We start from the raw sequence: 24093 nt of genomic DNA on the forward strand, positions 1-24093 counted from the left end.
CTGACAGTGCAGGGAGGCATTCGTCAGGAGGAGCTGAGATGACCGAGTACGGCGATCTGCGGGCGTTGTTCGTGAACTGCACGTTGAAACGGTCACCGGCGGTCAGCCACACCGAAGGGCTGATCGAGGTGAGCCGCCGGATCATGGAGAAGCAGGGCGTCGAGGTCGACGTGATCCGGGCCATCGACCACGACATCGCGACCGGTGTCTGGCCGGACATGACCGAGCACGGCTGGGAGACCGACGCGTGGCCGGCGATCCAGCAGCAGGTGATGGCCGCCGACATCCTGGTGATCGCCGGGCCGATCTGGCTGGGTGACAACAGTTCGGTGACCAAGCAGGTGATCGAGCGCCTCTACGGCAACTCGTCGATCCTCAACGAGCACGGGCAGTACGCGTACTACGGACGCGTCGGCGGCTGCCTGATCACCGGGAACGAGGACGGCGTCAAGCACTGCGCGATGAACGTGCTCTACTCCCTGCAGCACCTCGGCTACACGATCCCGCCGCAGGCCGATGCCGGCTGGATCGGCGCGGCCGGGCCGGGTCCGTCGTACCTGGACGAGGGATCGGGCGGGCCGGACAACGACTTCACCAACCGCAACACCACCTTCATGACCTGGAACCTGTTGCACCTGGCCCGGATGCTGAAGGACGCCGGCGGCGTGCCGGCGCACGGCAACCAGCGCTCCGAGTGGGACGCCGGCTGCCGGTTCGACTTCGAGAACCCGGAGTACCGCTGAGCGTCGTCCGGTACCGTCGGCATCGTGGGGGCGGTGCTGCCGACGGACGACGTCCTGGTGGCCGGTCTGCGGGCCGGGGACGAGGAGACGTTCGCCTGCCTGCTCAACGGCTGGTCCGGGTCGATGCTGCGGCTGGCCCGGTCGTTCGTGTCCACCGCGGCGAGCGCCGAGGAGGTCGTCCAGGACACCTGGCTGGCGGTGTTCCAGGGCATCGAGCGGTTCGAGGGCAGGTCCTCGCTGCAGACCTGGATCTACCGGATCCTGGTCAACATCGCCCGCAAACGTGGCACCCGCGAGCAGCGAACGGTGCCGTGGACCAGCCTCGACCCGGGCGGTGGGCCAACCGTCGACCCGAGCAGGTTCCGCGGCCCCGACGACCTGTACCCGGGCGGCTGGCGCGCGTTCCCGGCCGGCTGGCCGAGCACCGAGGGCGAGGTGCTCGCTCACGAGGTCCGGGCGACGGTCGCCGCCGCGATCGACAGCCTGCCGATCCGGCAACAGGTGGTGCTGACCTTGCGCGACATCGACGGACACGACGCTGAGGACGTGTGCACCTTGCTCGACATCTCGATGGCCAACCAGCGGGTCCTGCTGCATCGCGCCCGCGCGGCGGTCCGTGGCCGCCTCGAGCGCTACTTCAGCACGAGTGGAGTCGGGACATGACCTGTGCAGAGCTCGTCGAGCTCGTCACCGCGTTCCTGGACGGCGCCTTGGACCCCGAGACCGAGCAGCGCTTCCTGGAGCACCTGACGCTGTGCGACGGATGCGCGACCTACGTCGAACAGTTCCGCCGTACCATCGCCGAAGTGGGCCAGGTGGAACCGGAGAGCCTGTCCGGCGAGACCCGCGACCGCCTCCTCGACGCCTTCCGCAACTTCCCCCGCGACTGACCTGTAACGCCGGCCCCTCCCGACGGCACTGAGCACCCAAGGGAGGGATCATGCCGGACGTCGAATTCACCAACCTGTTCGTGGTCGCGTTGATCGCGCTGCTCGCACCACTCCTGCTCGGACTGGCCCCACGGCTGCGCATTCCGGCCGTCGTCCTCGAGATCGTGGCCGGCATCGTGGTCGGACCGCACGGCCTCGGTCTGGTCGAGGTGGACCTGCCGCTGCAGATCGTGTCGTTGCTCGGGCTCGCGTTCCTGCTGTTCCTGGCCGGGCTCGAGATCGACGTCCATCGGCTCCGCGGTCAGATCCTCAGACTCGCCGTCCTCGGCTACCTCGTCACTCTGGCGTTGGGTACGGCGGCCGGCGCCGGGTTCAACGCGATCGGCTGGGTGCAGAGCCCGCTGCTGCTCGCCGTCACCTTGTCCGCGACGTCCCTCGGCCTGGTCGTGCCGGTCCTCAAGGACGCCCGCCAAGCCGAGGGCGCGGTCGGGCAGTTCACCATCGCAGCGGCATCGGTCGCCGACTTCGCCGCCGTACTGCTGCTTTCGCTGGTGTTCTCCACCGAAGGCGGGAGTCCGGGCGAGCGGATCGTCATGGTCTGCCTGTTCGCCCTGCTCGTGGTCGTCACCGGGATCGTGGTCGCCACCGCCGGCCGTTCGCAGCGGATCGGCGGGGTGCTGGTGCGGTTGCAGGACACCACGGCCGAGATCCGGATCCGAGCGGCCGTCGTCCTGCTGGTCGCGTTCGTCGCGCTGGCCGAGCAGTTCGGCCTCGAGACAATCCTCGGCGCCTTCCTGGCCGGCGCGGTCGTCGGCCTGGTCGACCGCGACACGACCTCGCACCCGCGGTTCCGGATCAAGCTGGAGGCCCTGGGATACGGCTTCCTGATCCCGGTCTTCTTCGTGACCAGCGGACTGCGGCTCGATCTCGGCGGTCTCGTCGACGATCCGGCGGCGCTCGCCCGGGTACCGCTGTTCCTGGCCGCGCTGCTCGTCGTTCGCGGGGTGCCCGCTCTACTGTCGATCCGGACCCTCGGCACTCGGTCGAGCGTCGCCGTGGCGTTGCTGCAGGCGACCTCGCTGCCGTTCATCGTCACCGCGACCCAGATCGGCGTGGAGACCGGGCTGATGGCACCGGTCACCGGCGCCGCTCTGGTCTGCGCGGGACTGCTGTCCGTCCTGCTGTTCCCTGCCGTTGCCTTGCTGCTGCTGAAGCAGCCGGCTGAGGTCAGGCAGCCCGACCGATCTTGAGCGCGGTCGCGGTGTCGACGACTCGGCGGGCCTGGAAGCGGGCGGCTTCCAGGGCGACGTCGCTGACCGGACCGGTGGACGTGACGTGGGAGGCGCCGTACGGATTGCCGGACTGGTACTGGATGGGGTCGGCGTAGCCGGGAGGCACGATGATGCCGCCCCAGTGGTAGAAGACGTTGCTCAGCGCAAGGATGGTCGACTCCTGGCCGCCGTGCAGCGTGTTGCTGGCGGTCAGCGCCGAGTACACCTTCCCGGCCAGCTGCCCTTGCATCCACAGGGGGCCGGTCGCGTCGATGAACGCCTTGATCTGCGCGGACGGCGTACCGAAACGGGTCGGTGTGCCGAACAGCACCGCATCAGCCCAGGCCAGGTCGTCATGACCGACCTCGGCGACGTCGGCGGTGTCGCGCAGGTGCTCTCCCCAGGCGGGGTTCGCCGCGATCGCGGTGTCCGGAGCGGTCTCGGCGACCTTCCGGAGTCGCACGTTGGCACCGGCCTTCTCGGCGCCTTCGGCTGCGGCTCGGGCGAGGGCGTGCACGGTGCCGGTGGCGCTGTAATAGATGACAGCGACGTTGACGGGTTCCACAGATACCTTCACTTTCAGGGTTCGAGGTCGAGGACCGACCGCCCGGTGGCGAAGTCGGTCGGTACGGAGATCTGGTCGTGCGCGATCAGCCAGGCGCCGTCGAGCTTGCGGAAACAAGCCGTCCACCTGACCCAGTAACCGGTGCGGTCCCCCGACTGCAGGGTGCCGCTGAGGCGGTTGACGGCGTACGCCACCGCCAGGTCGCCGTTCACCAGGACGGTCAGGTCGCGGACCTCGTAGTCGAGCTCGGCGTAGACCGTGAAGACCTTGGTCCAGTTCTGCAACTTCGCCCCCGCGCCCAGGTGGCGCAGCGGCGGTTCGATGTCGAACGAGACCAGGTTCGGTGCGAACATCGTCCTGACCGCAGCGAGGTCCTTGGCCCGCACCGCATCGACCAAAGCGTCGATCCGCTCCCGGATGTCGACTTCGTCAACTGCTTGTTCGGTGCTCATGCCCTTCCGACGAGACAGCCCTGGAAAGTGTGAGGACCTCACACTCGGGTACGGCGTTTCGTCGTAGGGGTGTACGGCGGATCCGAGGAAGGGAATCGTGGCCAGCATGTCCGACACAGGGACCGGATCAGGAGACCCCGCCCTGAGCGCGATCATGAGCGAACGGCGCCAGCTGATCAACCTCGCCTACCGGCTGCTCGGGTCGCTCGCCGACGCGGAGGACGTGGTCCAGGAGACCTACACCCGCTGGTACGCGATGTCGGCCGCCGAGCAGGAGGCGATCGAGTCGCCCGGCGGCTGGCTCACCACGGTCGCCAGCCGGATCTGCCTGGACCTGCTCGGCTCGGCCCGGGCCCGCCGGGAGCGGTACGTCGGCGAGTGGATCCCGGAACCGCTGCCGGACGGCACCGAGTGGCGGTCGGCCGGCGTGTCCGTCGACCCCGCCGACCGGGTCACCCTGGACGAGTCGGTGAACATGGCATTCCTCGTCGTCCTGGAGTCGATGACGCCGGCCGAGCGGGTCGCCTTCATCCTGCACGACGTGTTCCGGTATCCGTTCCCGGAGGTCGCCGAGATCGTCGGCCGCTCCCCCGCGGCCTGCCGCCAGCTCGCCACCTCGGCCCGTCGCCGGATTGCCAACGCCCAGACGCCGCCGACTCCCACCGCGCAGAGCGCCAGCCTGGTCCGGGACTTCAAGGAGGCGTGGCAGGCGCAGGACATCCAGGCGCTGATCACCCTGCTGGACCCCGACGCGGTCGCGGTCGGCGATGGTGGCGGCCTGGTCAGCGCGGAGCTCCACCCGGTCGCCGGCGGCGAGGAGGTCGCCCGCTACTTCGCCGCGCTGGCCGGGCGCCGACCCGGCATCACGCTGCTCGAACGCACCGTCAACGGCCAGCCGGGCCTGGTCGCCCAGGAGGACGGCGTCACCGTCACGGTCATCGCGTTCGACATCGCCGACGACCAGATCAAGCACATCTGGGCCGTCCGCAACCCGGAGAAGCTGCGGCCCTGGACGCGCTAGTTCCTGGTCGAGGCACCCGACTCCAGCCGCAGCGGAAGTCCAGGAACGACCAGTACGCCGCCGCCCGGTTACTCGGCGTGTCCAGTTGACTGCTTGTAACGGCAGCCGGTCGTTGTCCGATGTGGTGGGTAGACATCGGTGTTCCGAGCAGCAGCGCCGAGACGGTCGCCCCTGCCGTGATCGTTTGACGACAGTGCCACGACTACCGCCTCGGAGGACGCGATGACGTGCGAGACCACGCAACGACTGCTCGCGCTGCTCCGCATCCTGGAGAGCGACCCGGCGCCGTTCGGTGCGCTCGGGGACGACGCCGTACTGGACGCCTGGTTCGGTACCCGCTCACCGGTGTGGTCGCAGGCGGCACAGGAAGCGCCTCAGCCCCAGCAGGTGTAACCACAGACCGTCAGTCGTCGTGCCGCGTGCTGGGGTCGACATCGGCTGCCATGTCCAGGGCGATCAGGGCGCGGCGGAGGGTCTCCAGGCTCGGCTGCTTGCCCTCCGGCGGCCCGAACAGGCAGACCACCGTCCGGCCGTCACCGGTCAGGCCCGCTCGCTCCACCTTGCCTTCGTCGTCGTACAGGAGCTCCCAGCCCTCTTCCTCCAGGTGGCTCACGGCCCGACGCCAGTCGGCCGTGTGCAGCGACAGGCCGCCGACGAACGGCTCGTCCGGCGCCGGGATGTCCCGCTCGGGGTCGGGTGTGACCAGGTAGCCGGTCCCAGTCTGCGGGTCCAGGTACGCCGTGTGCGACGCGAACTCGACGATCGTCACATCGACGTACTCCGGCCCTCTCGGCTCCTGCTCGGCCCGGTTCACCGCCGCTCACCCGTCATGCCGCCTCCACCTCGAAGACCCGGTCGAGACCGGTCCGGTGCAGCACGTCACTCAGCTGCCGGCTGGCGCGCCGGATCACCACACCACCTCCGCGGCGACGGCACATCCGGTGTGTGTCGAGCAGGGCGGTCAGCAGCGTCGACGAGATCTGCCCGAGGTCGGACACGTCGACGACGACCAGGCAGGCGCCGTCCAAGACCAGCCCGTGCAGCCGCCAGCGCAGTGCGGACAGCTCACCGTCGAGATCGGCGTCGGACAGCGTCACGACCGCCTTCTGCGGAAGCGGGCTGTGGGCGGTATCGCTCATGGCGGTCCATCCCCTGGGCAGTGCGGGCATCGAGACCACTCTCCGCGTTGGACATTGAGATTCGGGGTACCCCTTCTTGACGATCCGATGACGACCCGTCCGGGGTCCGTACGCCGGGCGAGCCGAACTTTACGATCCGATGACATGCCGCCCCAGGCCGTCAGAACGCGCGGCCGGATTGCCAGGATGTGACGATGCCGATGCAGGTCTTGGTCGTGGAGGACGACGATCGAATCCGGGAGGTGCTGCGCCTGGCGCTGGAGGACGAAGGGTACCGGGTCGCCGAGGCGGCGGACACCCCGTCCGCTCTCGAGCAGGTCCGGACCGCGATGCCGGACCTGATGATGGTCGACCTGATGCTCGGCGAGATCGACGGCTACACCTGCATCCGTGAGGTACGGCGACTGAGCGACATCCCGATCGTGGTCGTCAGCGCCCGGTCCGACACCCACGACATCGTCGCCGGACTGGAGGCGGGTGCGGACGACTACGTCACCAAGCCCTTTCAGATCAAGGAGATCACGGCCCGGCTGCGCGCCCTGCGCCGGCGGCTGCGGACCAGTGCGGAGGCCGCCGAGCCCGACATCGTGCTGGACTCCGACCCCAAGCGGAGCCTGGTGCTGTCCGCCTCGCGTGGCACGGTGATGCTCGACGGGCAGGACGTCAACCTGACGGTTACGGAGTACCGGCTGCTGGCCGAGCTCGCCAAGCCGCCGGGCCGGGTGCTCAGCCGGTCCGCATTGCTCGCGTCGGTCTGGGAACACGGCTACTACGGCGACGAGCGGATCGTCGACGTCCACATCCGACGGCTGCGCACCAAGATCGAGCGGGATCCCGGACGCCCGCAGCTCGTGATGACGGTGCGCGGGATGGGCTACCGGCTGGACCCACGATGAAAGTCGGCGGGCGCACTCCCGGACTGCGGCACCGGCTGGTGCTCGCGCTCGGTCTGGTCGCGCTGCTGGTGTCGGCGGTGTTTGCCGTCAGCACCTACCTGCTGGCCCGCGGGTACTTGCTGGGTCAACGCGAGCGCGTCGTCCAGCATCAGGCCTTCGAGGATGCCGCGTTCGTGCAGCGCCGGCTGCGCAACACCGATGCGGACGTCTCCGCCGTACTGACCGCCACCGGGACGCCGGCTGGGAACACGATCATTCTGAAGTGGCGTGGGCGGTGGTACGCGTCCGCGCTCGACGAAGGGCGCGACGCCGTACCGGCTGGTGTGCGGGAACAGGTTGCGGACGGGCGCGCGACCGGTCAGCGGTTCCAGTCGGCGGACGGACCCTCGTTGGTGGTCGGTGTGCCGGTGCCCGCGGTGCAGGCCGAGTTCTACGAGATCGCGCCGCTGACCGAGCTCGAAGGGAACCTCCGGTTGCTCAGCGGGATCCTGATCGGCGGCGCGCTGCTCGCGACCGCGGCCGGTGCGGCCCTCGGTCTCTGGGCGAGCAGATCTGTCGTCACGCCGCTCAACCGGGTCGCCGTTGCGGCGGCGACCATCGCCGGTGGCGACCTCGACACCCGGCTGCCCGCGACCGAGGACCCAGAGCTCGCGACCATCGTCGGCTCCTTCAACAGCATGGTCGACACGCTTCAGCAGCGCATCAATCGCGATGCGCGGCTGGCCGCGGACGTCAGCCACGAGCTTCGGTCGCCGTTGACCACACTGGTCGGCAGTGTCGACCTGCTCAATGCACGGCGCGATGAGCTGCCTGAGCGCTCCCAGCGCGCGCTCGACCTCGTCACCGCCGACCTGCAGCGCTTCCGGCGGTTGCTCGACGACCTGCTCGAGCTCGCCCGAGCCGACGGCGGGCTCGACCGCCGGCCGAGTGCGCAGGTCGAGCTGAGTTCGCTTCTTCGTCAGGTACTTGGGGAGGTCGGTCGCGATCCGTCGCTGTTGACCGGCGCCGACGACGTCGTCGTACTGGCCGACAAGCCGCGACTCGGCCGGATGTTCCGCAACCTCTTCGAGAACGCCGAGACGCATGGCGGCGGGCTCACCGCAGTCGAGGTCAGCCGGGTCGGCTCCGACATACTGGTGCTCGTGAACGACTCGGGACCTGGCATTCCGCCGCACGACCGGGAGCGGGTCTTCGAGCGGTTCGCCACCGGTGCGACCAAGCGCGGATCGTCTTCCGGGACAGGGCTGGGGCTCGCCTTGGCCGCGGAGACCGCAGCCGTCCATGACGGGGCGGTGTGGTGTACGGCGTCGCCGTCGGGTGGGGCGCAGTTCGTCGTACGGCTTCCGGAGGCGACGCCGTGAGACGGCTCGCCGGAGTGGTCGCCGTGGCGCTGTTGCTTGTCGGTTGCGGGGTACCGCTGCAGAGCGAGCCGGTGCCGATCGAGGCTGAGTCGATTCCCTCGCGTTTGCAGACTCCTGACACACCGACATCCGTCGCGACCGCGGCGCGGACGGCGGTGCAGGTGGTCTACGTCCGAAACGACCGACTGATCAAAGTCGCCCGTGAGGTGTCCGGGAGTCGCGTTCTCGACGGAGTGATCCAGGCGTTGAGGACCGGCCCGACCGGGCCCGAGCAGGCCGATGGCATCACCACCGCACTCCCGCCGGGCCTCGCGCTGACGGTCGTCGCCATCCAAGGAACCCGGGTCGTGCTGGAACTCTCCGGCGAGACCGACGGCCGGTCCGCGACCCAGAACGTGCTGGCGGTCGGCCAGATCGTGCTGTCCGTCACCGCTCTGCAGTCCGTCGACGAGGTCACGTTCTCCCGCGCCGGCAAGCCGGTCGAGGCGCTGCTCGCCGACGGCGCCGTCACCACCCAGCCGCTCACCGCGGAGGACTACGAGGCGCTGCGCGTGCCCTGAGTTGACGAGGACGCTGAGGGATCTTTGAGATTCTGTGTCGTCGTCCGGGGCACCTGGGCGCGGACCCACGATGACCGCTACACAGGTCCGCACGTCACCTTTCGAAGGAGGATCGTGACCGAGCGGCCGCCCACGCACCAGACAACCCGGCAGACATGACACCCGTCGCCTGGGTCGTCCTGCTCCTCATCGTCGTTGCCTTGATCGCCCTGCCCTGGGTCCTCAAGCGACGCCGCCGCCCCGCGCCCGCGGTCCAGGTGATCGGCATCGAGCTCACCACCTGGAGCGACGCCCAGCTGTACGCCGTCTGGAGCGCCACCGCCGACGAACTCCGCCGCGCCACCCACTCCGACGACGCCGCCACCGCCGCCCGAGCCCGCGACCTCCTCCTCACCGAAATAGAACGCCGCCACCCCACCCAAACCGCCACCTGGCTAACCTCCCCCACCGCCCTAACCGGCCAACCCCCCACCTTCCTCCTCGACTCCTAGAGCAGGACGGGGTTCAACTCCGGGGCCGCCATGTATGGGTCGAAGGGGTAGATGGGGTGGGTGAGGTTCTGGTGGCCTAGGGAGGGGAGGTCTTGGTTTACGCCGCCGGGGGTCAGGGCCAGGAGCCAGTCGGCGGACAGGGAGTAGAGCTCGGGTTCCAGGTAGCCGATTTTGACTATGACGAGGTCGGCGGTGCGGGGGGACAGGTTGAGGGCGGTGAAGTCTGATTCCAGGTGGTAGGGCTTGCGGTGGGTGGTGACGATGATGTGGAGGCCGCCGGTGGTGAGGGTGACGGCTGCGGGGTCAAGGGCGGTTACCTGAGCGGTCAGGGAGACCGGGCCGCAGGGGGCGGAGTCGATCTTGCCGCCCAGGTGTACGGCGATCGTGGCGCCGACGCCGGCCTTCGTCGCGGCGGCGGTGACCTCGGGGTCGACGATGGCGGCGTAGATGGTGGTCAGGTCCGAAGAGGTGATCGCGGGCATCCGGAGTAGCGCGTCCAAGGTCCACGACGTGTCACCGGCACCGCCAGCCGTCGGGTTGTCGCCGGAGTCGCTGATGAAGAACGGCCGCGCGGTGCTCGCCACCGCGCGCTCGACACATTCCTCCAAGGTCCCAGTCGGCGCGACGAACTCGAACTCGTCATGCGCATCCCAGTAGGCGTCGGCGAGCCGCTTCGCCTGCTGTGTGATGACCCCGGCGTCGTCGCCGGTCACCACGACCGAAGCCTGACACCGCGGCTCGTCCGCCCACGCGTACCCGACCCAGATCGCCGCATCCAGTACGCCGTCCATCGCCTCGACGTCGTCGACCATCGCGTAGATCCGCTTCGCCGGGTCGATCCGCGTGCTCGTCTTCTCCCCCGGCAGCAGCACCGGCACCTGCACCCAGGCCTTCTGCGGACGCCCGCCGGACCGCAGCCGGGCGACCAGATTGCGTGCCGCCCGCTCCCGCGTGTCCCAGGCATCCGTGTGCGGCGACTTGCGGTAGCAGGTGATCAGATCCAGCGTCTCCGCCAGCGAGCGCGACACGTTGCCGTGCAGATCCATCGACGCCGACAGCAACGTCGACGGCCCGACGAGCTCCCGGATCCCCGCGACGAACTCGGCCTCGATATCCGTCCGGCCGAGCACGGTCATCGCACCGTGGAAGTCGATGAACACTCCGTCCAGCGGTCCCGCCGTACGCAGGCGCTCGAAGATCTCGCCCGCCAGCTGCTCGTACGTCTCCTCGGTGACCGGCCCGCCCGGCACCGCAACCGCGTGCAGCAGCGGCACCCACTCGACGCCTTCGGTCAGCTCCGACCCAGGCGCGAGAAACGCGTAGCGGGCGAGCAACTCAGCCCCGCGCGTCACCCGGAAGTCGTCCAACGTACTGCGATGCGGCGAGAACGTACTCGACTCGATCGCGATCCCGGCAATTCCGATCCGCAAGGGCTGCATCCGTCAGACCCTATCGGGGCCGGACCGCCCGAACGTAGGCGAGAACCGGCCGCCGGTGGCCGGTCTCGACGATGTCGAAGCCCGCGTCGAGCGCGAGGTCGAGCAGCGGCACCTGCTCGGCCGCATGACCGCTCAACGCACCGACCGCCAGTCGCGACAGCCTGCTGGTCGGCGGCCGAAAATCGGCGACTACCAACCGGCCACCCGGCTGCAGCACCCGGTACATCTCGGCGAACGCCCGACCGCGATCGGACGCGCCGATGTGATGCACGGCCAAACACGACACCACTGCGTCGAAGGACCCGTCGTCGTACGGGAGCTGCTCCGCGCCCGCCACCCGGAAGGACGCGTTCGACGTCGCCCGCTCGTTGGCGTAGACAACAACCGTCGGTGACGGATCGATCCCTTCGACCTGTCCGTCCGGCCCGATCGCCCGCGCGACCCGGCCGCTCAGGTACCCGGTGCCACACCCGACGTCGAGCACCCGATCCCCCGGACGTACGTCGCTCAGCCGCACCAGGCCGTCGTACACCCGCCGGCGCTGACCGGCGAACCCGATCGCCGCGGAGATCTCGTAGAACCGCGCGTTCTCGACGTGCTGGTGCTGGCTCATGTGCCGACCGCCGCTCCTGACTTGTCCCAGTTCGAGCGCAGTCGGTCAAGGTAGGACTGCGCCTGCGGGCCGGGTTTCACGCCCCGGGCGAACTTCCGCATGTTGCCGCCGCCTGCGTTGTAGCCCAAGGCAAGCAACTCGTCCTTGGTCAACTGACCGGTCGGCTTCGACGGCAGCCGCCTGGCCAGGTCGTGCAGGTGCCAGGCCGCGGCCTGAATGGCCAGCGCCGGGTCGTCGGGCAGCTCCTCCCACTTCCGCTTGGCGAACGCGCGGCCGCGCTTGGTCTCGTCGAAGGCCGGCCGGTGCATGTTCGCGATACCGAACGCGGGATCGGAGTCGATCTGCGCCCAGGACCGCTCGAGCTCCGGGTCGTGCGGCTTGTACGCCTCGTTGTACAAGATTGCCATCAGCAACTGCGGCCGGATCCCCGCCTGAGTGGCGTACTTCCGAACCTGGACGGCGAACTGTGCCGGATCGTAGTCCACGTACCAGGGCTTGGGAGTCGTCTTGGTCGCCGGAGCCGGCGAAGGCGCCTGACTGGTGGTGGCCGATGACTTGGGCGCCTGCGCAGCCTCCGGTGTCTCGCCGCACTGCGCAGCCACCGCTCCCACGGCGACGGCGCCGACCGCGATCCAGACCCACTGCTTCGCCACGTCCCCAACCTAGAGCATCAGCGGTAGGCCCGGGCCTGCAACTCGAAGAGCTCTGCATACCGACCGCCCGCCGTGAGGAGCTCCTCGTGGCTGCCGACCTCCTCCACCCGCCCGTTGTGCATCACGACGATCAGGTCGGCCATCCGCACGGTCGAGAAGCGGTGCGACACCAAGACTGTGACACCACCGGTCTCGGCGGCGGCGACTTTGGCGGCTGCGGCGTACTGCTCGTACAACCGGTGCTCGGCCTCCGGATCCAGCGCCGCCGTCGGCTCGTCCAGGAGCAGCAGCAAGGGCCGTTCCCGCATGAACGCCCGCGCCAGCGCGAGCCGCTGCCATTGCCCGCCGGACAACTCGACGCCGTCGGTGAACTTCTTGCCCAGCTGTGTGTCCAGCCCGCGCGGCAGTCCGGCGACCACGCTCTCCGCGTCACCGCGCCCGATCGCCGCGAGCACGGCTTCCTCGTCGGACTCCCGCCGTACGTCGCCGACCGCGACCACCTCGCGAGCCGTCCACTCGAACTTGACGAAGTCCTGGAACCCGGCCGACAGCTGGGACCGCCAGGAGTCCGGTGAGATCTCGGCCAGGTCCACGCCGTCGACCAGCACACGCCCGGTGGTCGGGTCGTACATCCGGGCGAGCAGCTTCACCAGCGTGGTCTTCCCGGCGCCATTCTCCCCCACCAGCGCGACCGCCGAGCCCGCGGGCAGCACCAGGTTCACATCGGCGAGTACGGCGGAATCCGTGCCAGGGTAGGCGAATCCGACATTCCGCAGCTCGATCCCGGACGTGAGCCGAGCCGGCGCCGGAGTGGTGCTCGCCCGCCACGAGTTGTCCTTCGCGTACCCACGCAGCCAGTCGTACCGGCTGAAGCTGCGCACGACCTCGCCGACCCAGTAGACGTTCCGCGCGATCCCACCGGTCATCTGATCCACCTGCGGCGCAAGGAGCAGCACGAGCACGACGTCACCGGCCGTCTGCTGCCCGTTGCGCGCCCGCGCGATCACCCAGACGACGGCCACGGCGTACGCGAGGCCGAAGACCAGCCGCACCGACCCGTCGACCTTGCCGCCCCAGCGAGCCGCCGCGACCCGGCGACGGAACCGCTCGGTCTGCAACGCGTAGATCCGGTCCAGCAGCACCCGCCCGAGCCCGAAGACACGCAGCTCCAGCCCGCTCCGGGGATCCTTTGCGACGTCGATCAGCCGGTCGACCAGTCGCTCCTGCGGCAGCGAGTCCTCATACGCCTTGTGCGACCGCGTGCTGCTCAAGTACGCCGACCAGATCCGAGCCGCACCGAGCAACGGCAGCAACAACAGCAGCGGATGCACGGACCCGAGCAGCCCGAGCACGGTCACCGTGTTGGCCACGGTCGCGAACGCCCACAGCAGGACCTCGGACCCGACGCCCATCCGCCAAGCGCGCTCGCGGACCAACTCCAGCCGGTCCGCGATGTCGGGTCGCTCGTGATGTGTCAGCCCCGGGATCCCGGTCGTCACGTCGAGCAGGTCGCGGTGCACCCGACCGGCCATCCGCTCCTGCGCGGTGTCCTGCAGCGGCCAGCCGATCACGTCGGCGATGAACGAGATCGCCAGACCGCCGACGATGATGCCGATGCCGAGCGCGATCGTGCTCGACTGGTCCCCCGCGATCCCCTCGACCAGTTGGCTGACGCCGTACGTCTGAGTCGGTGCCGCGACCGCCCGCGCGGCGACGAGGACCGTCGAGATCGCCATCAATCCGGGCGCGGCGCGGAACGAGGTGGACAGCCACAACCAGGCGATCCGCAGGCTACGCATCGAGGGCCTCCGGAGCGTCCGGTGAGGTCACGTACCGCTCGGCCTGCAGCCGGAACATGCCGGCGTACATCCCGTCCGCGCCCAGGAGTTGGTCGTGCGTGCCGTCCTCCATGATGCGCCCGTCGGCGAGCACACAGATCCGGTCGGCGTTGCGAACCACCGAGAACCGGTGGGAGATGATCAGCGACGCGACGCCGGACGTCAGCTCGAGATAACGCTCGACCAGCTCGGCCTCGGCCCGCACGTCCAGCGCTGCCGCCGGCTCGTCGAGCACCAGCACCCCGGCTCCGGCATGTACGGCGAACAGCGCCCGGGCCAGCGCGATTCGTTGCCACTCGCCACCGGACAGGTCGACGCCGCCGTCGAACGACTTGTCGAGCACGGTGTCCCAGCCGTCCGGGAGACCGCGGACCACGTGATCGATCCCGGACTCCCGCGCGACCTTGGCCAGCGCGACCTCGTCGTCAGCGCGCTCGACTGCACCGAACACGACGTTGTCGGTCACCGACAGCGGGAACCGCAGGAAGTCCTGCACGATCGCCGCGATCCGCCGCTGCCAAGCAGCCAGGTCGAGTTCGGCGAGATCCACGCCGTCGACCGTGATCCGGCCCTCGGTCGGCCGATAGACACCGCCGAGCAGCTTCACCAGCGTGGACTTGCCGGCGCCGTTGACGCCGACGAGCGCGAGCGCCTCGTGCGCGTGGATGGTCAGGTCGAGGCCGCGGAGCACGTCCACGTCGGAGCCCGGGTACCGGAAGCTCACGTTCTCGAAGCGCACCTCCCGGGCCGGCATCGTCTCCACCCGGTGCCGAGTGGTCGCGGCCGGCTCCGGATGCCGCTCGGTGATCGCCTCGGGCAGCTCCGCCATCGCCCGGTACGCCGACAACCCCCGCTTCACCTGAACGACGCCGTACCCGTTCGCCGCGACGCTGATCGACAGGATCGCCGGGATCGTCGTCGCGACCTCGGTCAGCGGCAGGTCGCCGGCCAGTGCAGCCCGACCGACCAGCAGGATCGCAGCGCCGGTCGCGACCAGGTTCACTCCGCCGGCCAGGATCGACCACTTCACGTTCCGCCCGCGCCGCGCCCAGACTGCCTGGAAACCCAGCGTCCACTCCCGCACGTACCGGTCGACGAGCCAGCCGTGCAGCCCGAACACACGCAGCTCTTTCGGCGCGTCGCGCATGCCCAGGTTGAACAGGTACTCCGCTCGCCGCTGCTCCTCGGTGTTGCCCCACCACACGTCGATCTCGCGCGCGATGAGGCGGCCGAAGTGCCACTCCAGCAGCAACGCCACCACGACCAGCATCGCGGCGACGAGCCAGGAGAACATCACCCCGACGATCACGCCCGAGCCGATCAGCGTGACCCGGCTGGCGAGCAGCCAGGGCAGGTTGCCCAGACCCTCTGCGAGGTGGAAGCCGCCTTTGCCCTTCGCTCGGTCCTGCAGGTCGAGCACGTCGGCGTCCTCGAGGTGCGTGACTCTGCGCGGGCGCAGCAAGGGCTCGGTGATGCCGGTGCCGATCGCACGCACCAGTGCCGCGTCCATGGTCTGCGACGCCACTTGGTGGATCGACGGCGTCAGGCTGTCGATCACGAACACGGCCAACAGCGCCGCGAGCAACCAGCCGAACCCGCCGGGCGTGGGCTCGCCCGGGGCAGCGTCGATCACACCTGGCACCGCCCCGACGACCTGACCGGTCAGCAGCGTGACCGCCATCCCCAGCACCGAACCGAGCACGGCAAGGCTCATCGTCAACGCAGTACTACCAGGTGAAACCCGCAGCGCGTACCGAAGCAGAGTCACCACCCGACTGACCGTAACGACCCCCACCGACAAAAGCATTCGAGTTTCCGCCGACCACCCGTCACAGAACGCGAAGCTGCCCGGTCCTACTGGTGAGGGCACAGCTGAGAGGTGGGCAAGTGAGCACAATCGCGTTCCTCAACATCGCCATGCACGGGCGGGTCAATCCGACCCTGCCGATCGTCGCCGAGCTTGTCCGGCGCGGCCACTCGGTCAGCTACCACACCTCCCCCGCGTTCGGCGCGGAGATCGAGGCCGCCGGGGCGAAGGTCTGCCTCTATCCAGGTGGCGACCAGCCACTTCCCGACCCGCCCACACCGATCTCACTGCTCGAGGGCCTCGCGCGCACCGCCGTACACGTGCTGCCGACGGTTCTGACCGACCTGCGTGCCATCCAGCCTGACCTGATCGTCCACGACTCGGCGTGTCCGTGGGGCGCGATCGCCGCCCGCGAGCTCGGCGTACCGGCGGTGTCGTCGTTCACCACCTTCGCCTTCAACCGCCAGGTGCCCAGTCCAACGCGCGCGTCGTGGGAGTTGCTGTCCGCGGCCCGGCTCAGCAACTTGACCGGGTACGTGCGGGCACGCTCGACGCTGCGCCGCAAGTACGACGTCCGCGGCGTGCCACTGCTCGACCTGGGCAACATCCAGCAGCCGCTCAACCTGGTCTACACCTCGCAGGCGTTCCAGCCGGGGTTCGAAGAGTTCGACCAGACCTTCCGGTTCGTCGGCCCGAGTATCGGTGCTCGCCCGACGGACCCGACCTTCCTCACCCACGAACTGAAGGACCCGGTGCTCTACGTCTCGCTGGGCACGGTCTTCAAGGCCGACCCACAGCTACTGCGCTCCTTCGCCACCGCACTCGCGCCACTGGGCGGCACCGTGGTCGTCGCGACCGGTCAGACCGACCCCGCCGCGCTGGAGCCATTGCCCTTCAACGTGCTCGTACGGCGCTCGGTGCCACAACTCGATCTCTTGGCCCGAGCATCGCTCTTCGTCACGCACGGCGGCATGAACAGCGTCAACGAGGCCATGTACGCCGGTGTGCCGATGCTGGTGGTCCCACAGGGCGCCGACCAGCCGCTGGTCGCCGCTCGCGTCGAGAAACTCGGAGCCGGTCTGTCGATCCGCAGCCAGGACGTCGTCGAGCGAACGGTGCGCGACCTCGCCCGGCACTTGCTTGACGATTCCAGCTTCAGCATGGCCGCTAGTGCTTTGCAGAGCGCACAGCGCAAGGCCGGTGGCTACCACCGGGCCGTGGACGAGTTGGAGCGCTACCTGCAGGCCGCCGAGCCGGCCACGTCGCGGCGAGGCTGACGATGTCGGCTGTCGTCGTACTGATCCTCATCGGCGGGCTGTCGGAAGCCGCCGGACGCGTGCTGCCGCTGGTAGCCCGCCGCCCGTCCATGTCGCACCTGCATGTCGTCGGTTTGCTGCTCACCGGCGCGCTGGTCGAGGCCACCGTGATCACACTCTGGCCACTGACTGCGGCAGCGCTCGCTGAGCTGGCAACGGACGGCACTGTGGAGTTGGCGTGGACTGCCGCCCTGGTCGCTCCGCTGGTACTCGCTGCGATCCTCGCCTTCCCCATGCTCGGGCCGGCGCTCCACCTCCTGCTCCTCATCGGAGTCGGCGCCGGCCTGACCGGCCACCTCGCAGACGCGTCCGGACTCAGCTGGGGAGCCAGCGCCCTCTGCGTGGCCGCGGCAGGCTTCGGCCTAGCCCTCGTTGTCGACCTCGTACGGCGTCTGGTCGCGGCACTGATCGCGATCCGCATCCCGGAGCCGGTCGCATGAACGGCCTCCTGCTGTGGGGCGGTCTGATCGGCCTGACCCTCATCGTCGAAGGGCTGCTGGCACGCTACGAAGTACTGGCGTACAGCGTCGGCTGGCGCGGTCTGATCACCGAGCTACCCCCGGACCTCCCGTACGCGCGGGGCGCTGCGGCTGATCGTCCGCCGGACGCCTACCTGGTGTACCTCGACGGCATTGGAAAGCGGCAGTTCCGCGACACTCGCGACGGGGGCAAGCTGGTCCAGGCGCTGATCGCCCGGGCGCCTGAGCTGCGCGTGCTCGGGCAGGTGCAGCCGTACTCGCCACTTGCGGCGCCGCTCGCTCAACGTCCCGTGTGGGCTTGGCTGCGGCGGCGTGCCGGGCTACTGCTGTTCCTGCACAACGTCATGCAGACGTTCGTCGCCGCCGACCACAGGTACCGCCCGATCTACAACCGGGCGGTCGGCAACCAGATCGTCACGCAGCTCCAGTTGGCGGGCTACCAGCCGGACAGCGGCATTCCGGTGGTGCTGCTCAGCTACAGCGGCGGTGCACAGGTCGCCACTGGCGCGGTCGAAGAGCTGCACACCCAACTACGCGCGCCGCTGCTGCTCATCATGCTCGGCGGCTTCCTCAACGGCGCCAACGACCTCACCCACGCCGAGCACTTGCATCAGCTCACCAGTGCGAGCGACCGCATCGAGCGGATCGGCACCTGGATCTTCCCTGAGCGGTGGCGGGTGGTTCGCCGGAGCGCGTGGAACCGGGCGATCCGGGACGGGAAGGTCACCGTGCATCGGCTCGACCCGGCGACGCATGTCGGGCCGCGCAGCTACATCAGCCCGACAGCGCAGCTACCCGACGGCCGCACGCACCTCGAGCGCACGGCCGACACCGCGATCGAGCTGATCCGCGACTACTGCGCGAACAGAGCCAAAGCGCCGGGCTGAGCTGGCTCACTCACCGAGTTCCGGTCCTTCCGCAGTGCGCCGGTGCCACGTCCGCAGCTTGTCCGGGTTCAGCACGACCCACACCCCGGTCGCCTCGGCCCCGGCGACACTCAGACTGATCACGGCCACAGCTTGTCCCGCTCTCCGCAGTACGACGCCCGGACTGCCATTCACCGGCTCCACTGCCAGCTCTGCGCCGAGCAGACCGCCCAGCAGCACCGCCACGAACCGGGCCACAGCGCGTGCACCGTGTACAGGGCGAATCGTCGCCCGCACCTTGCCGCCGCCGTCGCTCACGACCACAGCGTCAGCGGCAAGGACCGCCTCCAAGGCGGCAGCATCTCCGGACCGGCAGGCCGCGACGAACCGCCGTACGACCGCCATGTGAAGGTCGAGCATCCACTGGCCTGACCGCTGCTGCAGCGCCGGCGCAGGGCTGGACGGCGGCGGACCCGGTACCGCGACCCGGAGGGGTGCTGTGGTCGCGGGGACCGTGGCCGCTGCCGCCAGCAGCTCGAGCGAGATGCCGCCGGCCACCCTGGTCAGCCAGGCACGCGGCACGGCGATCGCGACCCGCTGCTCGTCGTCGAGGTCGTACCAGCGCCGGTAGGTCTCCTGGACGATCCAGTCAGCCGTCGCAGCCGAGCCGAAGATCCACAGCGCGATCTCGAGCAGGTGCTGGCGCTCGTCGAGCATCTCCGCCAGCGACGCGGCAGCATCCCCGCCGTACCCAGGGTCGACCACCTGCGGTCTCCGTTCTCTCGGTGCCTGCAACTAAGACAGGTACGACCCCGAGGTTGTGACGCAGGTCGCTCCGACCGGGTCAGGACGGTCGCGGAGCGCGACGGTCCTTGCGCGCCTCCAGCTCGTCCTCGTCCACCAGGACGAGCATCGGCTGGTTCGGGTCGCACAGCATGGTCGCCAGGAAGCGAACAGGTACGTCGTCGCGCGCGTTGCCGTCCTGGTAGTGGATGACGTCGCCACCGGGCTCCCAGAACGTTTCCCCGGCGCGCAGGATCCGCTCCGGCTCACCCTCGAGCTCGAACCTCATCTCGCCCTCGAGCACGTAGCCGAACGCCGGTCCGCCGGGGTGCCGGTGCGGCGGCGCACCCGGGTCGCCCGGCGGGTACTCGACGACCACGGTCATCGCGTGCGCTCCGGCGGGGATGAACGGCGGCTGCGCCTCCTGCAGCACGGTCAGCGCCGTCTGCCAGGCGTTCGAACGGGGTGTCTGCTCAGTGGTCACCGCTACCTCCAGGACGATCGGGCCTTCGTACCCCAGCTATGACCGCCCACCTGGGCCCGCTGTGACATGACCCCTCGGGGCTGATAGGGAGGGGACCGTCAACGAGGGAGGGGTTTCTGTGTCAGCGCAAACGACCGGATATGCGCCCGTCAACGGGCTGCAGATGTACTACGAGATCCACGGGTCGGGCGGGACGCCGTTGCTGTTGCTGCACGGTGGGCTGTTCGACATCGAGCAGCAGTTCGGGGAGCTGCTGCCGAGCCTGGCCAAGGATCGGCAGGTCATCGCCGCCGACTTCCAGGGGCACGGCCGCACGAACGACATCGACCGCCCGCTCGGTACCGTCGCCCTGGCCTCGGACGTGGTGGGGCTGCTGCAGCACCTCGGCGTACCCAAGGTCGACGTGTTCGGCTTCAGCGTCGGCGGCGCGGTGGCGCTGTACCTGACCATCAAGCACCCCGAGCTGGTCCGCAAGGCGATCATCTCGTCGGTGTCGTTCCACCCGGACGGCGACCGGGCCGAGAACGCCGAGGCGGTCGGCGACATGAAGGTGGAGATGATCGCCGGTACGCCGATGGAGGCGGAGTACCTTCGGAAGTCGCCACACCCGGACCTGGAGCACCTGCAGGCGCTGCTGACCAAGCTCGGCGGGTACGACAAGGGCGTCACCGGCTGGTCCGACGACGACATCCGCGGGATCGCCGCGCCGACCCTGATCACGGTCGGCGACTGCGACGCGGTGAAGCTGGAGCACGCCGTACGGTTCCTCCAGTTGCGCGGCGGTGACGTCAACGGCGACTTCGTCGGTGTGCCGGCGTCCCAGCTCGCGGTGTTCCCCGGGACCACGCACTTCACCGGCCTGGCCCGCACGGACCTGGCCCGCGACGTCGTCCTCACCTTCCTCGACGCGCCGATGCCGGAGGCCTGACCCGCACGGGGGACCCAGTTCCCTCGTGTGGGGGATCCCGGACGCCGGCGGCAGGAGCATGCTCCAGACATGCTGAAAGCCTGTCGCCGGTGGCCGGAGTGGGTGGGCCGAGCCGCGCAACTCTGGGCGGTCGTGTACGGCGCTCTCGCCGTCCACTGGACCGGTGGCGGCCGGACCGGCTTCCCAGTCGCGAACCTGCAGGGCCAGCCGCCCGGCGGAGCGACCGGTGGGACGGCGATCGCACTGCTGCTGGTGACTGGGTGTGTCGCTGCAGTGATCTCGGCTCGGTCGACGTCGAAGGGCGCAGTACTCGGTCTGGTCTTCGCGACCATCACGGCCGGGGTCGGCACGTTCGGACTGGCTCTGAGCGCCGTCGGCATCGTCGCGTCCGGGACTGTCGAGCACCCGGTCGCCCTGGTGACCCAGTTGGCGGCCCTGGTCGGGGCGGTGCTGCTGTTCGCGACCACTCGGGCCCAATCGCGCCGCCGCCGGGAGCGGTGCCCGCGCTGCGGTGGCCACCACCCGCTGCCCCTCAGGCCCACCTCAGCCCTGGTCCGGCCCGTCCGGCGGGCGTCGTCCGCGCGCAACCGCCGTACGTCGTACCTGCTGCTGCTCGGCCTCTTGCCGTGGGCAACCGTGAAGACGGTCTGGATCCTCGGCGGGTCCGCACTGGGCGTGACGAGCGGTGAGTGGCGGGCGACGATGGACGAGAGCGACCAATCGGGGCTGACTCGCCTGCTGGAGACCGCCGGCATCGACATCACCGTCCTGGCCGCGCTGGCCGGCGCCGGTCTGGTCGTGGCCCTCCACCACACCTACCGTCTCCCCCGCTGGCTCCTGCTCCTGCCCGCCATCACCGGGGCGGCCAGCCTCACGTTGTACGGCGTACCGCTTGTCATCTGGGGCTCGCTTACGCTGGCGGGCGTAGCGCCGGCTGACGGCGATCCGGGACCGTTCACCGCGAGCGGACTGGCCTGGATGGTGGTCTTCGGCGGACTCGCGTTCGGTGGCCTGGGAGCAGCCTTGGCGATCAGTGCGCGGTCCTACCTGCGCCGTACTCAGCCGATTTGCGCACCCACGGGCTGGCGCGACAGCGGGCTGGGGCTACGATTGAGATAGCACCGAACGTCGGCAACCCCCTTCACGACGCCGATTGCCCCGCGAGGGTGCTCCTGCGACGCAGTTCACGACCGCCTGTCCAGCGGCCGCGAGCCCCGTCGGAAGCCAGCGCGGTCGAAGCGCCGGCCTGAGCATCGAGTGCCGGTGAGCACCCCGGCCACTCGGCATCGCGTCGCGTGGTGGGTCGCCGTGCGGTGGTGTGTTCGGCTGCGGCACCGGTGCCGCAGCAGACCGAGGAGGATTCTTTGGCCCGACGAGGCCAGCGCCAGTCCGGCGCTACGCGCAGCGCCACCCCACGCCGGCGTCGTGTCCGCGACGCCGAGGGGATCATGCCCGTGCTCGCCCGCGCCGTGCGGGAGGTCGAGGGCGCGGTCCAGCGGGGCACCGTCCAGCCGTCGGTGCGGACGAAGTTCCAGGTCATCGCGCTGCTGGTGCGCGAGGAGCGGGCCCGGGTGAACGCCGACCAGTCGGCCGCCGAGGCCGACCGCACCAAGCAGCTCCGGCGGCTCGACGGGATCGCGACGATCCTGGCCAAGACCGCCGCCCGCGACACCTCGCTGCTGGCGCTGCTCGCAGAGGACGCCACCGTCTCCCCCGCGGCCGCCGCGCTCAAGCGCGAGATGATGCTGGACGCCGGCCTCGAGGCGCCTGCCGAAGAGCCGAAGCGCCCCGCGCCGGCGCCGACGACCAACTCGACGGCTCGCCAGGTCGTCCCGCAGTCCGTCGTTCAGCGGCAGCTCGCCAACCCGTTCCTCGCGCCCGACTTCTCCTCCCCCGCGCCCAAGCAGGTCCGTCCGCAGCGGCTGGCCGGGTGGGAGCTGCTCGGCCCGCTGTTCAAATCGTTCGAGTACGCCACCGCCTCGGCCAGCAAGTCCCTGCCCGAGCCGACCTCCCTGCGTACGGCGAACAGCCAGGAGCTCATGCGTCACCAGGCCCGGCTGATCGCCGCGGTCACGGGCGGCCACCGGACCTTCCTGCTGGCCGACGAGCCGGGTCTCGGCAAGACCGCTCAGGCGCTGCTGGCCGCGCAGGCTGCGAACGCTTACCCGCTGCTCGCCGTCGTACCGAACGTGGTCAAGACCAACTGGGCCCGCGAGGCCGGCCTCTGGACGCCACGGCGCAAGCCGACCGTGATCCAGGGCGACGGTGACACCATCGACGGGTTCGCCGACATCGTCATCGTCAACTACGAGGTGCTCGACCGGCACGTCGGCTGGCTCGGCGACCTCGGCTTCCGCGGCATGGTGGTCGACGAGGCGCACTTCATCAAGAACAAGAAGTCACAGCGCTCGCAGAACGTGCTGCACCTGTCCGACCGGATCCGGTCCCGGACCAACCGGCCGCTGCTGATGGCCCTCACCGGCACACCGCTGATCAACGACATCGAGGACTTCGCGGCGATCTGGCAGTTCCTCGGCTGGATCGACGACAAGAGCCCGCGCGCCGAGCTGACCGAGAAGCTGGAGCAGTCCGGCCTGACCCCGGCCGACCCCGGGTTCTACGCGGCCGCCCGGGCGAGCGTGATCGACCTGGGCATCGTCCGGCGCCGCAAGGTCGACGTGGCCGCCGACATCCCGGCCCGCCGGGTCGCCGACCTGCCGGTCGAGCTCGACGACGCCGCCGGCCGCTCGATCCGGGCCGCCGAGCGTGAGCTCGCCGACCGCCTGGTCGCTCGCTACCACGCCGTACTCGCGGCTCGCGACAACGCCGACGAGACCGACGGCATCGACCACGACCTGGTCCGCCGGGTCGCCGAGTGGGAGCGCGCCGAGTCGGCCAAGTCGAAGTCCGGTGACAACATCTTCAACCTGGTCCGCCGGATCGGCGCCGCGAAGGCCGGGATGGCCGCCGACTACGCCGCCCAGTTGGCGCACAACGTCGGCAAGGTGGTCTTCTTCGCCCGGCACATCGAGGTGCTGGACGCGGCCGAGAACCTGTTCGCCGAGCGCGGCATCCAGTTCTCGTCGATCCGCGGCGACCAGTCCCGGACCACCCGGCAGAAGAACATCGACGCGTTCGTCAACGACCCTGAGGTCTCCATCGCCGTCTGCTCGCTGCTGACCGCCGGTGTCGGCCTCAACCTGCAGGTCGCGTCGAACGTCGTCCTGGCCGAGCTGTCCTGGACCAACGCCGAGCAGGAACAGGCCATCGACCGGGTGCACCGGATCGGCCAGTCCGACCCGGTGACCGCGTGGCGCATCATCGCCGCCCAGACGATCGACACGAGAATCGCCGACCTGATCGACAGCAAGGCGGGCCTGGCCGCCCGAGCCCTCGACGGCTCCGACGAAGAACTCACCTCCTCCGCCGACTTCCAACTCGAAGCCCTCACCGCCCTCCTCACCAAAGCCCTGACCGAGACCCCCAGCTGACTGCAAC

27 protein-coding genes are annotated in these 24093 nt (G+C 69.7%); 16 read left to right on the forward strand and 11 right to left on the reverse strand.

Annotation, left to right across the window (positions count from 1 at the left end):
* Nucleotides 1-38 precede the first annotated feature (38 nt).
* The 4 genes from ACIBL3_RS32425 to ACIBL3_RS32440 are packed head-to-tail and all read left to right on the forward strand — an operon-like array spanning nucleotide 39 to nucleotide 2883.
* Nucleotides 39-743 carry a flavodoxin family protein gene (locus tag ACIBL3_RS32425; RefSeq protein ID WP_396357584.1) on the forward strand — a complete coding sequence of 235 codons (705 nt, stop codon included), beginning with the start codon at nucleotides 39-41 and terminating at the stop codon, nucleotides 741-743.
* A gap of 24 nt (nucleotides 744-767) precedes the next feature.
* The gene (locus ACIBL3_RS32430) at nucleotides 768-1406 is read left to right on the forward strand and encodes an RNA polymerase sigma factor (RefSeq protein ID WP_396357585.1); all 639 of its coding nucleotides are present in this window, start codon (nucleotides 768-770) and stop codon (nucleotides 1404-1406) included.
* Nucleotides 1403-1633: an anti-sigma factor family protein gene (locus ACIBL3_RS32435; RefSeq protein WP_396357586.1), complete on the forward strand. Its 231-nt coding sequence runs from the start codon at nucleotides 1403-1405 to the stop codon at nucleotides 1631-1633. The genes ACIBL3_RS32430 and ACIBL3_RS32435 overlap by 4 nt, the downstream gene beginning before the upstream one ends.
* A gap of 50 nt (nucleotides 1634-1683) precedes the next feature.
* Nucleotides 1684-2883 carry a cation:proton antiporter gene (locus tag ACIBL3_RS32440; protein WP_396357587.1) on the forward strand — a complete coding sequence of 400 codons (1200 nt, stop codon included), beginning with the start codon at nucleotides 1684-1686 and terminating at the stop codon, nucleotides 2881-2883.
* Here ACIBL3_RS32440 and wrbA read toward each other — a convergent pair.
* Nucleotides 2861-3469, reverse strand: coding sequence for an NAD(P)H:quinone oxidoreductase (gene wrbA / locus ACIBL3_RS32445; protein WP_396357588.1), 609 nt, complete (start codon nucleotides 3467-3469; stop codon nucleotides 2861-2863). The genes ACIBL3_RS32440 and wrbA overlap by 23 nt on opposite strands.
* Before the next feature lie 14 nt (nucleotides 3470-3483).
* Complete coding sequence (locus ACIBL3_RS32450; protein ID WP_396357589.1) at nucleotides 3484-3921, reverse strand: YybH family protein; 438 nt, start codon at nucleotides 3919-3921, stop codon at nucleotides 3484-3486.
* A gap of 106 nt (nucleotides 3922-4027) precedes the next feature.
* On the opposite strand from ACIBL3_RS32450, the gene sigJ reads away from it, so the two are divergent.
* Together sigJ and ACIBL3_RS32460 are read left to right on the forward strand one after the other, a co-directional pair.
* Nucleotides 4028-4942 (forward strand): RNA polymerase sigma factor SigJ, encoded by a 915-nt coding sequence (gene sigJ, locus ACIBL3_RS32455; RefSeq protein ID WP_396357590.1) that lies wholly within the window; start codon nucleotides 4028-4030, stop codon nucleotides 4940-4942.
* A gap of 222 nt (nucleotides 4943-5164) precedes the next feature.
* Complete coding sequence (locus ACIBL3_RS32460) at nucleotides 5165-5335, forward strand: hypothetical protein (RefSeq protein ID WP_396357591.1); 171 nt, start codon at nucleotides 5165-5167, stop codon at nucleotides 5333-5335.
* Nucleotides 5336-5345: 10 nt separating this feature from the next.
* Here the strand turns inward: ACIBL3_RS32460 and ACIBL3_RS32465 are convergent, their stop codons facing one another.
* Both ACIBL3_RS32465 and ACIBL3_RS32470 read right to left on the reverse strand, forming a co-directional pair.
* Nucleotides 5346-5756: a hypothetical protein gene (locus tag ACIBL3_RS32465; RefSeq protein ID WP_396357592.1), complete on the reverse strand. Its 411-nt coding sequence runs from the start codon at nucleotides 5754-5756 to the stop codon at nucleotides 5346-5348.
* Between the two features lie 13 nt (nucleotides 5757-5769).
* A complete protein-coding gene (locus ACIBL3_RS32470) occupies nucleotides 5770-6081 on the reverse strand; it encodes an STAS domain-containing protein (RefSeq protein ID WP_396357593.1) in 312 nt (103 codons plus the stop codon).
* A 194-nt stretch (nucleotides 6082-6275) separates the two neighbouring features.
* Between ACIBL3_RS32470 and ACIBL3_RS32475 the strand changes: the two genes are divergently transcribed.
* The 4 genes from ACIBL3_RS32475 to ACIBL3_RS32490 all read left to right on the forward strand — a co-directional run bounded on the left by ACIBL3_RS32475 (nucleotide 6276) and on the right by ACIBL3_RS32490 (nucleotide 9389).
* Nucleotides 6276-6977, forward strand: a complete 702-nt coding sequence (locus ACIBL3_RS32475) for a response regulator (RefSeq protein WP_396357594.1) — start codon at nucleotides 6276-6278, stop codon at nucleotides 6975-6977.
* Nucleotides 6974-8338, forward strand: coding sequence for an ATP-binding protein (locus ACIBL3_RS32480; RefSeq protein ID WP_396357595.1), 1365 nt, complete (start codon nucleotides 6974-6976; stop codon nucleotides 8336-8338). The genes ACIBL3_RS32475 and ACIBL3_RS32480 overlap by 4 nt, the downstream gene beginning before the upstream one ends.
* Nucleotides 8335-8898 carry a GerMN domain-containing protein gene (locus ACIBL3_RS32485; protein WP_396357596.1) on the forward strand — a complete coding sequence of 188 codons (564 nt, stop codon included), beginning with the start codon at nucleotides 8335-8337 and terminating at the stop codon, nucleotides 8896-8898. The genes ACIBL3_RS32480 and ACIBL3_RS32485 overlap by 4 nt, the downstream gene beginning before the upstream one ends.
* A gap of 155 nt (nucleotides 8899-9053) precedes the next feature.
* Nucleotides 9054-9389, forward strand: coding sequence for a hypothetical protein (locus ACIBL3_RS32490; protein WP_396357597.1), 336 nt, complete (start codon nucleotides 9054-9056; stop codon nucleotides 9387-9389).
* Here the strand turns inward: ACIBL3_RS32490 and ACIBL3_RS32495 are convergent.
* The 5 genes from ACIBL3_RS32495 to ACIBL3_RS32515 are packed head-to-tail and all read right to left on the reverse strand — an operon-like array spanning nucleotide 9386 to nucleotide 15703.
* A complete protein-coding gene (locus tag ACIBL3_RS32495) occupies nucleotides 9386-10828 on the reverse strand; it encodes a M81 family metallopeptidase (protein WP_396357598.1) in 1443 nt (480 codons plus the stop codon). The genes ACIBL3_RS32490 and ACIBL3_RS32495 overlap by 4 nt on opposite strands.
* Nucleotides 10829-10838: 10 nt before the next feature.
* Nucleotides 10839-11441 (reverse strand): class I SAM-dependent methyltransferase, encoded by a 603-nt coding sequence (locus ACIBL3_RS32500; RefSeq protein ID WP_396357599.1) that lies wholly within the window; start codon nucleotides 11439-11441, stop codon nucleotides 10839-10841.
* Nucleotides 11438-12094 (reverse strand): transglycosylase SLT domain-containing protein, encoded by a 657-nt coding sequence (locus ACIBL3_RS32505; RefSeq protein ID WP_396357600.1) that lies wholly within the window; start codon nucleotides 12092-12094, stop codon nucleotides 11438-11440. Before ACIBL3_RS32505 ends, ACIBL3_RS32500 begins: the two co-directional genes overlap by 4 nt.
* Nucleotides 12095-12111: 17 nt before the next feature.
* Nucleotides 12112-13893, reverse strand: coding sequence for an ABC transporter ATP-binding protein (locus tag ACIBL3_RS32510; protein WP_396357601.1), 1782 nt, complete (start codon nucleotides 13891-13893; stop codon nucleotides 12112-12114).
* A complete protein-coding gene (locus ACIBL3_RS32515; protein WP_396357602.1) occupies nucleotides 13886-15703 on the reverse strand; it encodes an ABC transporter ATP-binding protein in 1818 nt (605 codons plus the stop codon). Before ACIBL3_RS32515 ends, ACIBL3_RS32510 begins: the two co-directional genes overlap by 8 nt.
* Before the next feature lie 116 nt (nucleotides 15704-15819).
* On the opposite strand from ACIBL3_RS32515, the gene ACIBL3_RS32520 reads away from it, so the two are divergent.
* From ACIBL3_RS32520 to ACIBL3_RS32530, 3 genes are read left to right on the forward strand one after another with little or no spacing between them, the layout of a single operon-like run.
* Complete coding sequence (locus ACIBL3_RS32520) at nucleotides 15820-17016, forward strand: macrolide family glycosyltransferase (protein WP_396357603.1); 1197 nt, start codon at nucleotides 15820-15822, stop codon at nucleotides 17014-17016.
* A 2-nt stretch (nucleotides 17017-17018) separates the two neighbouring features.
* Nucleotides 17019-17495 (forward strand): hypothetical protein, encoded by a 477-nt coding sequence (locus ACIBL3_RS32525; protein ID WP_396357604.1) that lies wholly within the window; start codon nucleotides 17019-17021, stop codon nucleotides 17493-17495.
* The gene (locus ACIBL3_RS32530) at nucleotides 17492-18421 is read left to right on the forward strand and encodes a hypothetical protein (RefSeq protein WP_396357605.1); all 930 of its coding nucleotides are present in this window, start codon (nucleotides 17492-17494) and stop codon (nucleotides 18419-18421) included. Before ACIBL3_RS32525 ends, ACIBL3_RS32530 begins: the two co-directional genes overlap by 4 nt.
* Before the next feature lie 6 nt (nucleotides 18422-18427).
* Here the strand turns inward: ACIBL3_RS32530 and ACIBL3_RS32535 are convergent, their stop codons facing one another.
* Nucleotides 18428-19165, reverse strand: coding sequence for a hypothetical protein (locus tag ACIBL3_RS32535; protein ID WP_396357606.1), 738 nt, complete (start codon nucleotides 19163-19165; stop codon nucleotides 18428-18430).
* Between the two features lie 79 nt (nucleotides 19166-19244).
* Nucleotides 19245-19667, reverse strand: a complete 423-nt coding sequence (locus ACIBL3_RS32540; protein WP_396357607.1) for a cupin domain-containing protein — start codon at nucleotides 19665-19667, stop codon at nucleotides 19245-19247.
* A 118-nt stretch (nucleotides 19668-19785) separates the two neighbouring features.
* On the opposite strand from ACIBL3_RS32540, the gene ACIBL3_RS32545 reads away from it, so the two are divergent.
* The 3 genes from ACIBL3_RS32545 to ACIBL3_RS32555 all read left to right on the forward strand — a co-directional run bounded on the left by ACIBL3_RS32545 (nucleotide 19786) and on the right by ACIBL3_RS32555 (nucleotide 24086).
* A complete protein-coding gene (locus ACIBL3_RS32545; RefSeq protein ID WP_396357608.1) occupies nucleotides 19786-20595 on the forward strand; it encodes an alpha/beta fold hydrolase in 810 nt (269 codons plus the stop codon).
* 69 nt (nucleotides 20596-20664) lie between these two features.
* Nucleotides 20665-21714, forward strand: a complete 1050-nt coding sequence (locus ACIBL3_RS32550) for a hypothetical protein (protein WP_396357609.1) — start codon at nucleotides 20665-20667, stop codon at nucleotides 21712-21714.
* Between the two features lie 245 nt (nucleotides 21715-21959).
* The gene (locus ACIBL3_RS32555; protein WP_396357610.1) at nucleotides 21960-24086 is read left to right on the forward strand and encodes a DEAD/DEAH box helicase; all 2127 of its coding nucleotides are present in this window, start codon (nucleotides 21960-21962) and stop codon (nucleotides 24084-24086) included.
* Nucleotides 24087-24093 lie beyond the last annotated feature (7 nt).

The sequence above is a fragment of the Kribbella sp. NPDC050124 genome (assembly GCF_044460355.1).
GTDB lineage: Bacteria > Actinomycetota > Actinomycetes > Propionibacteriales > Kribbellaceae > Kribbella.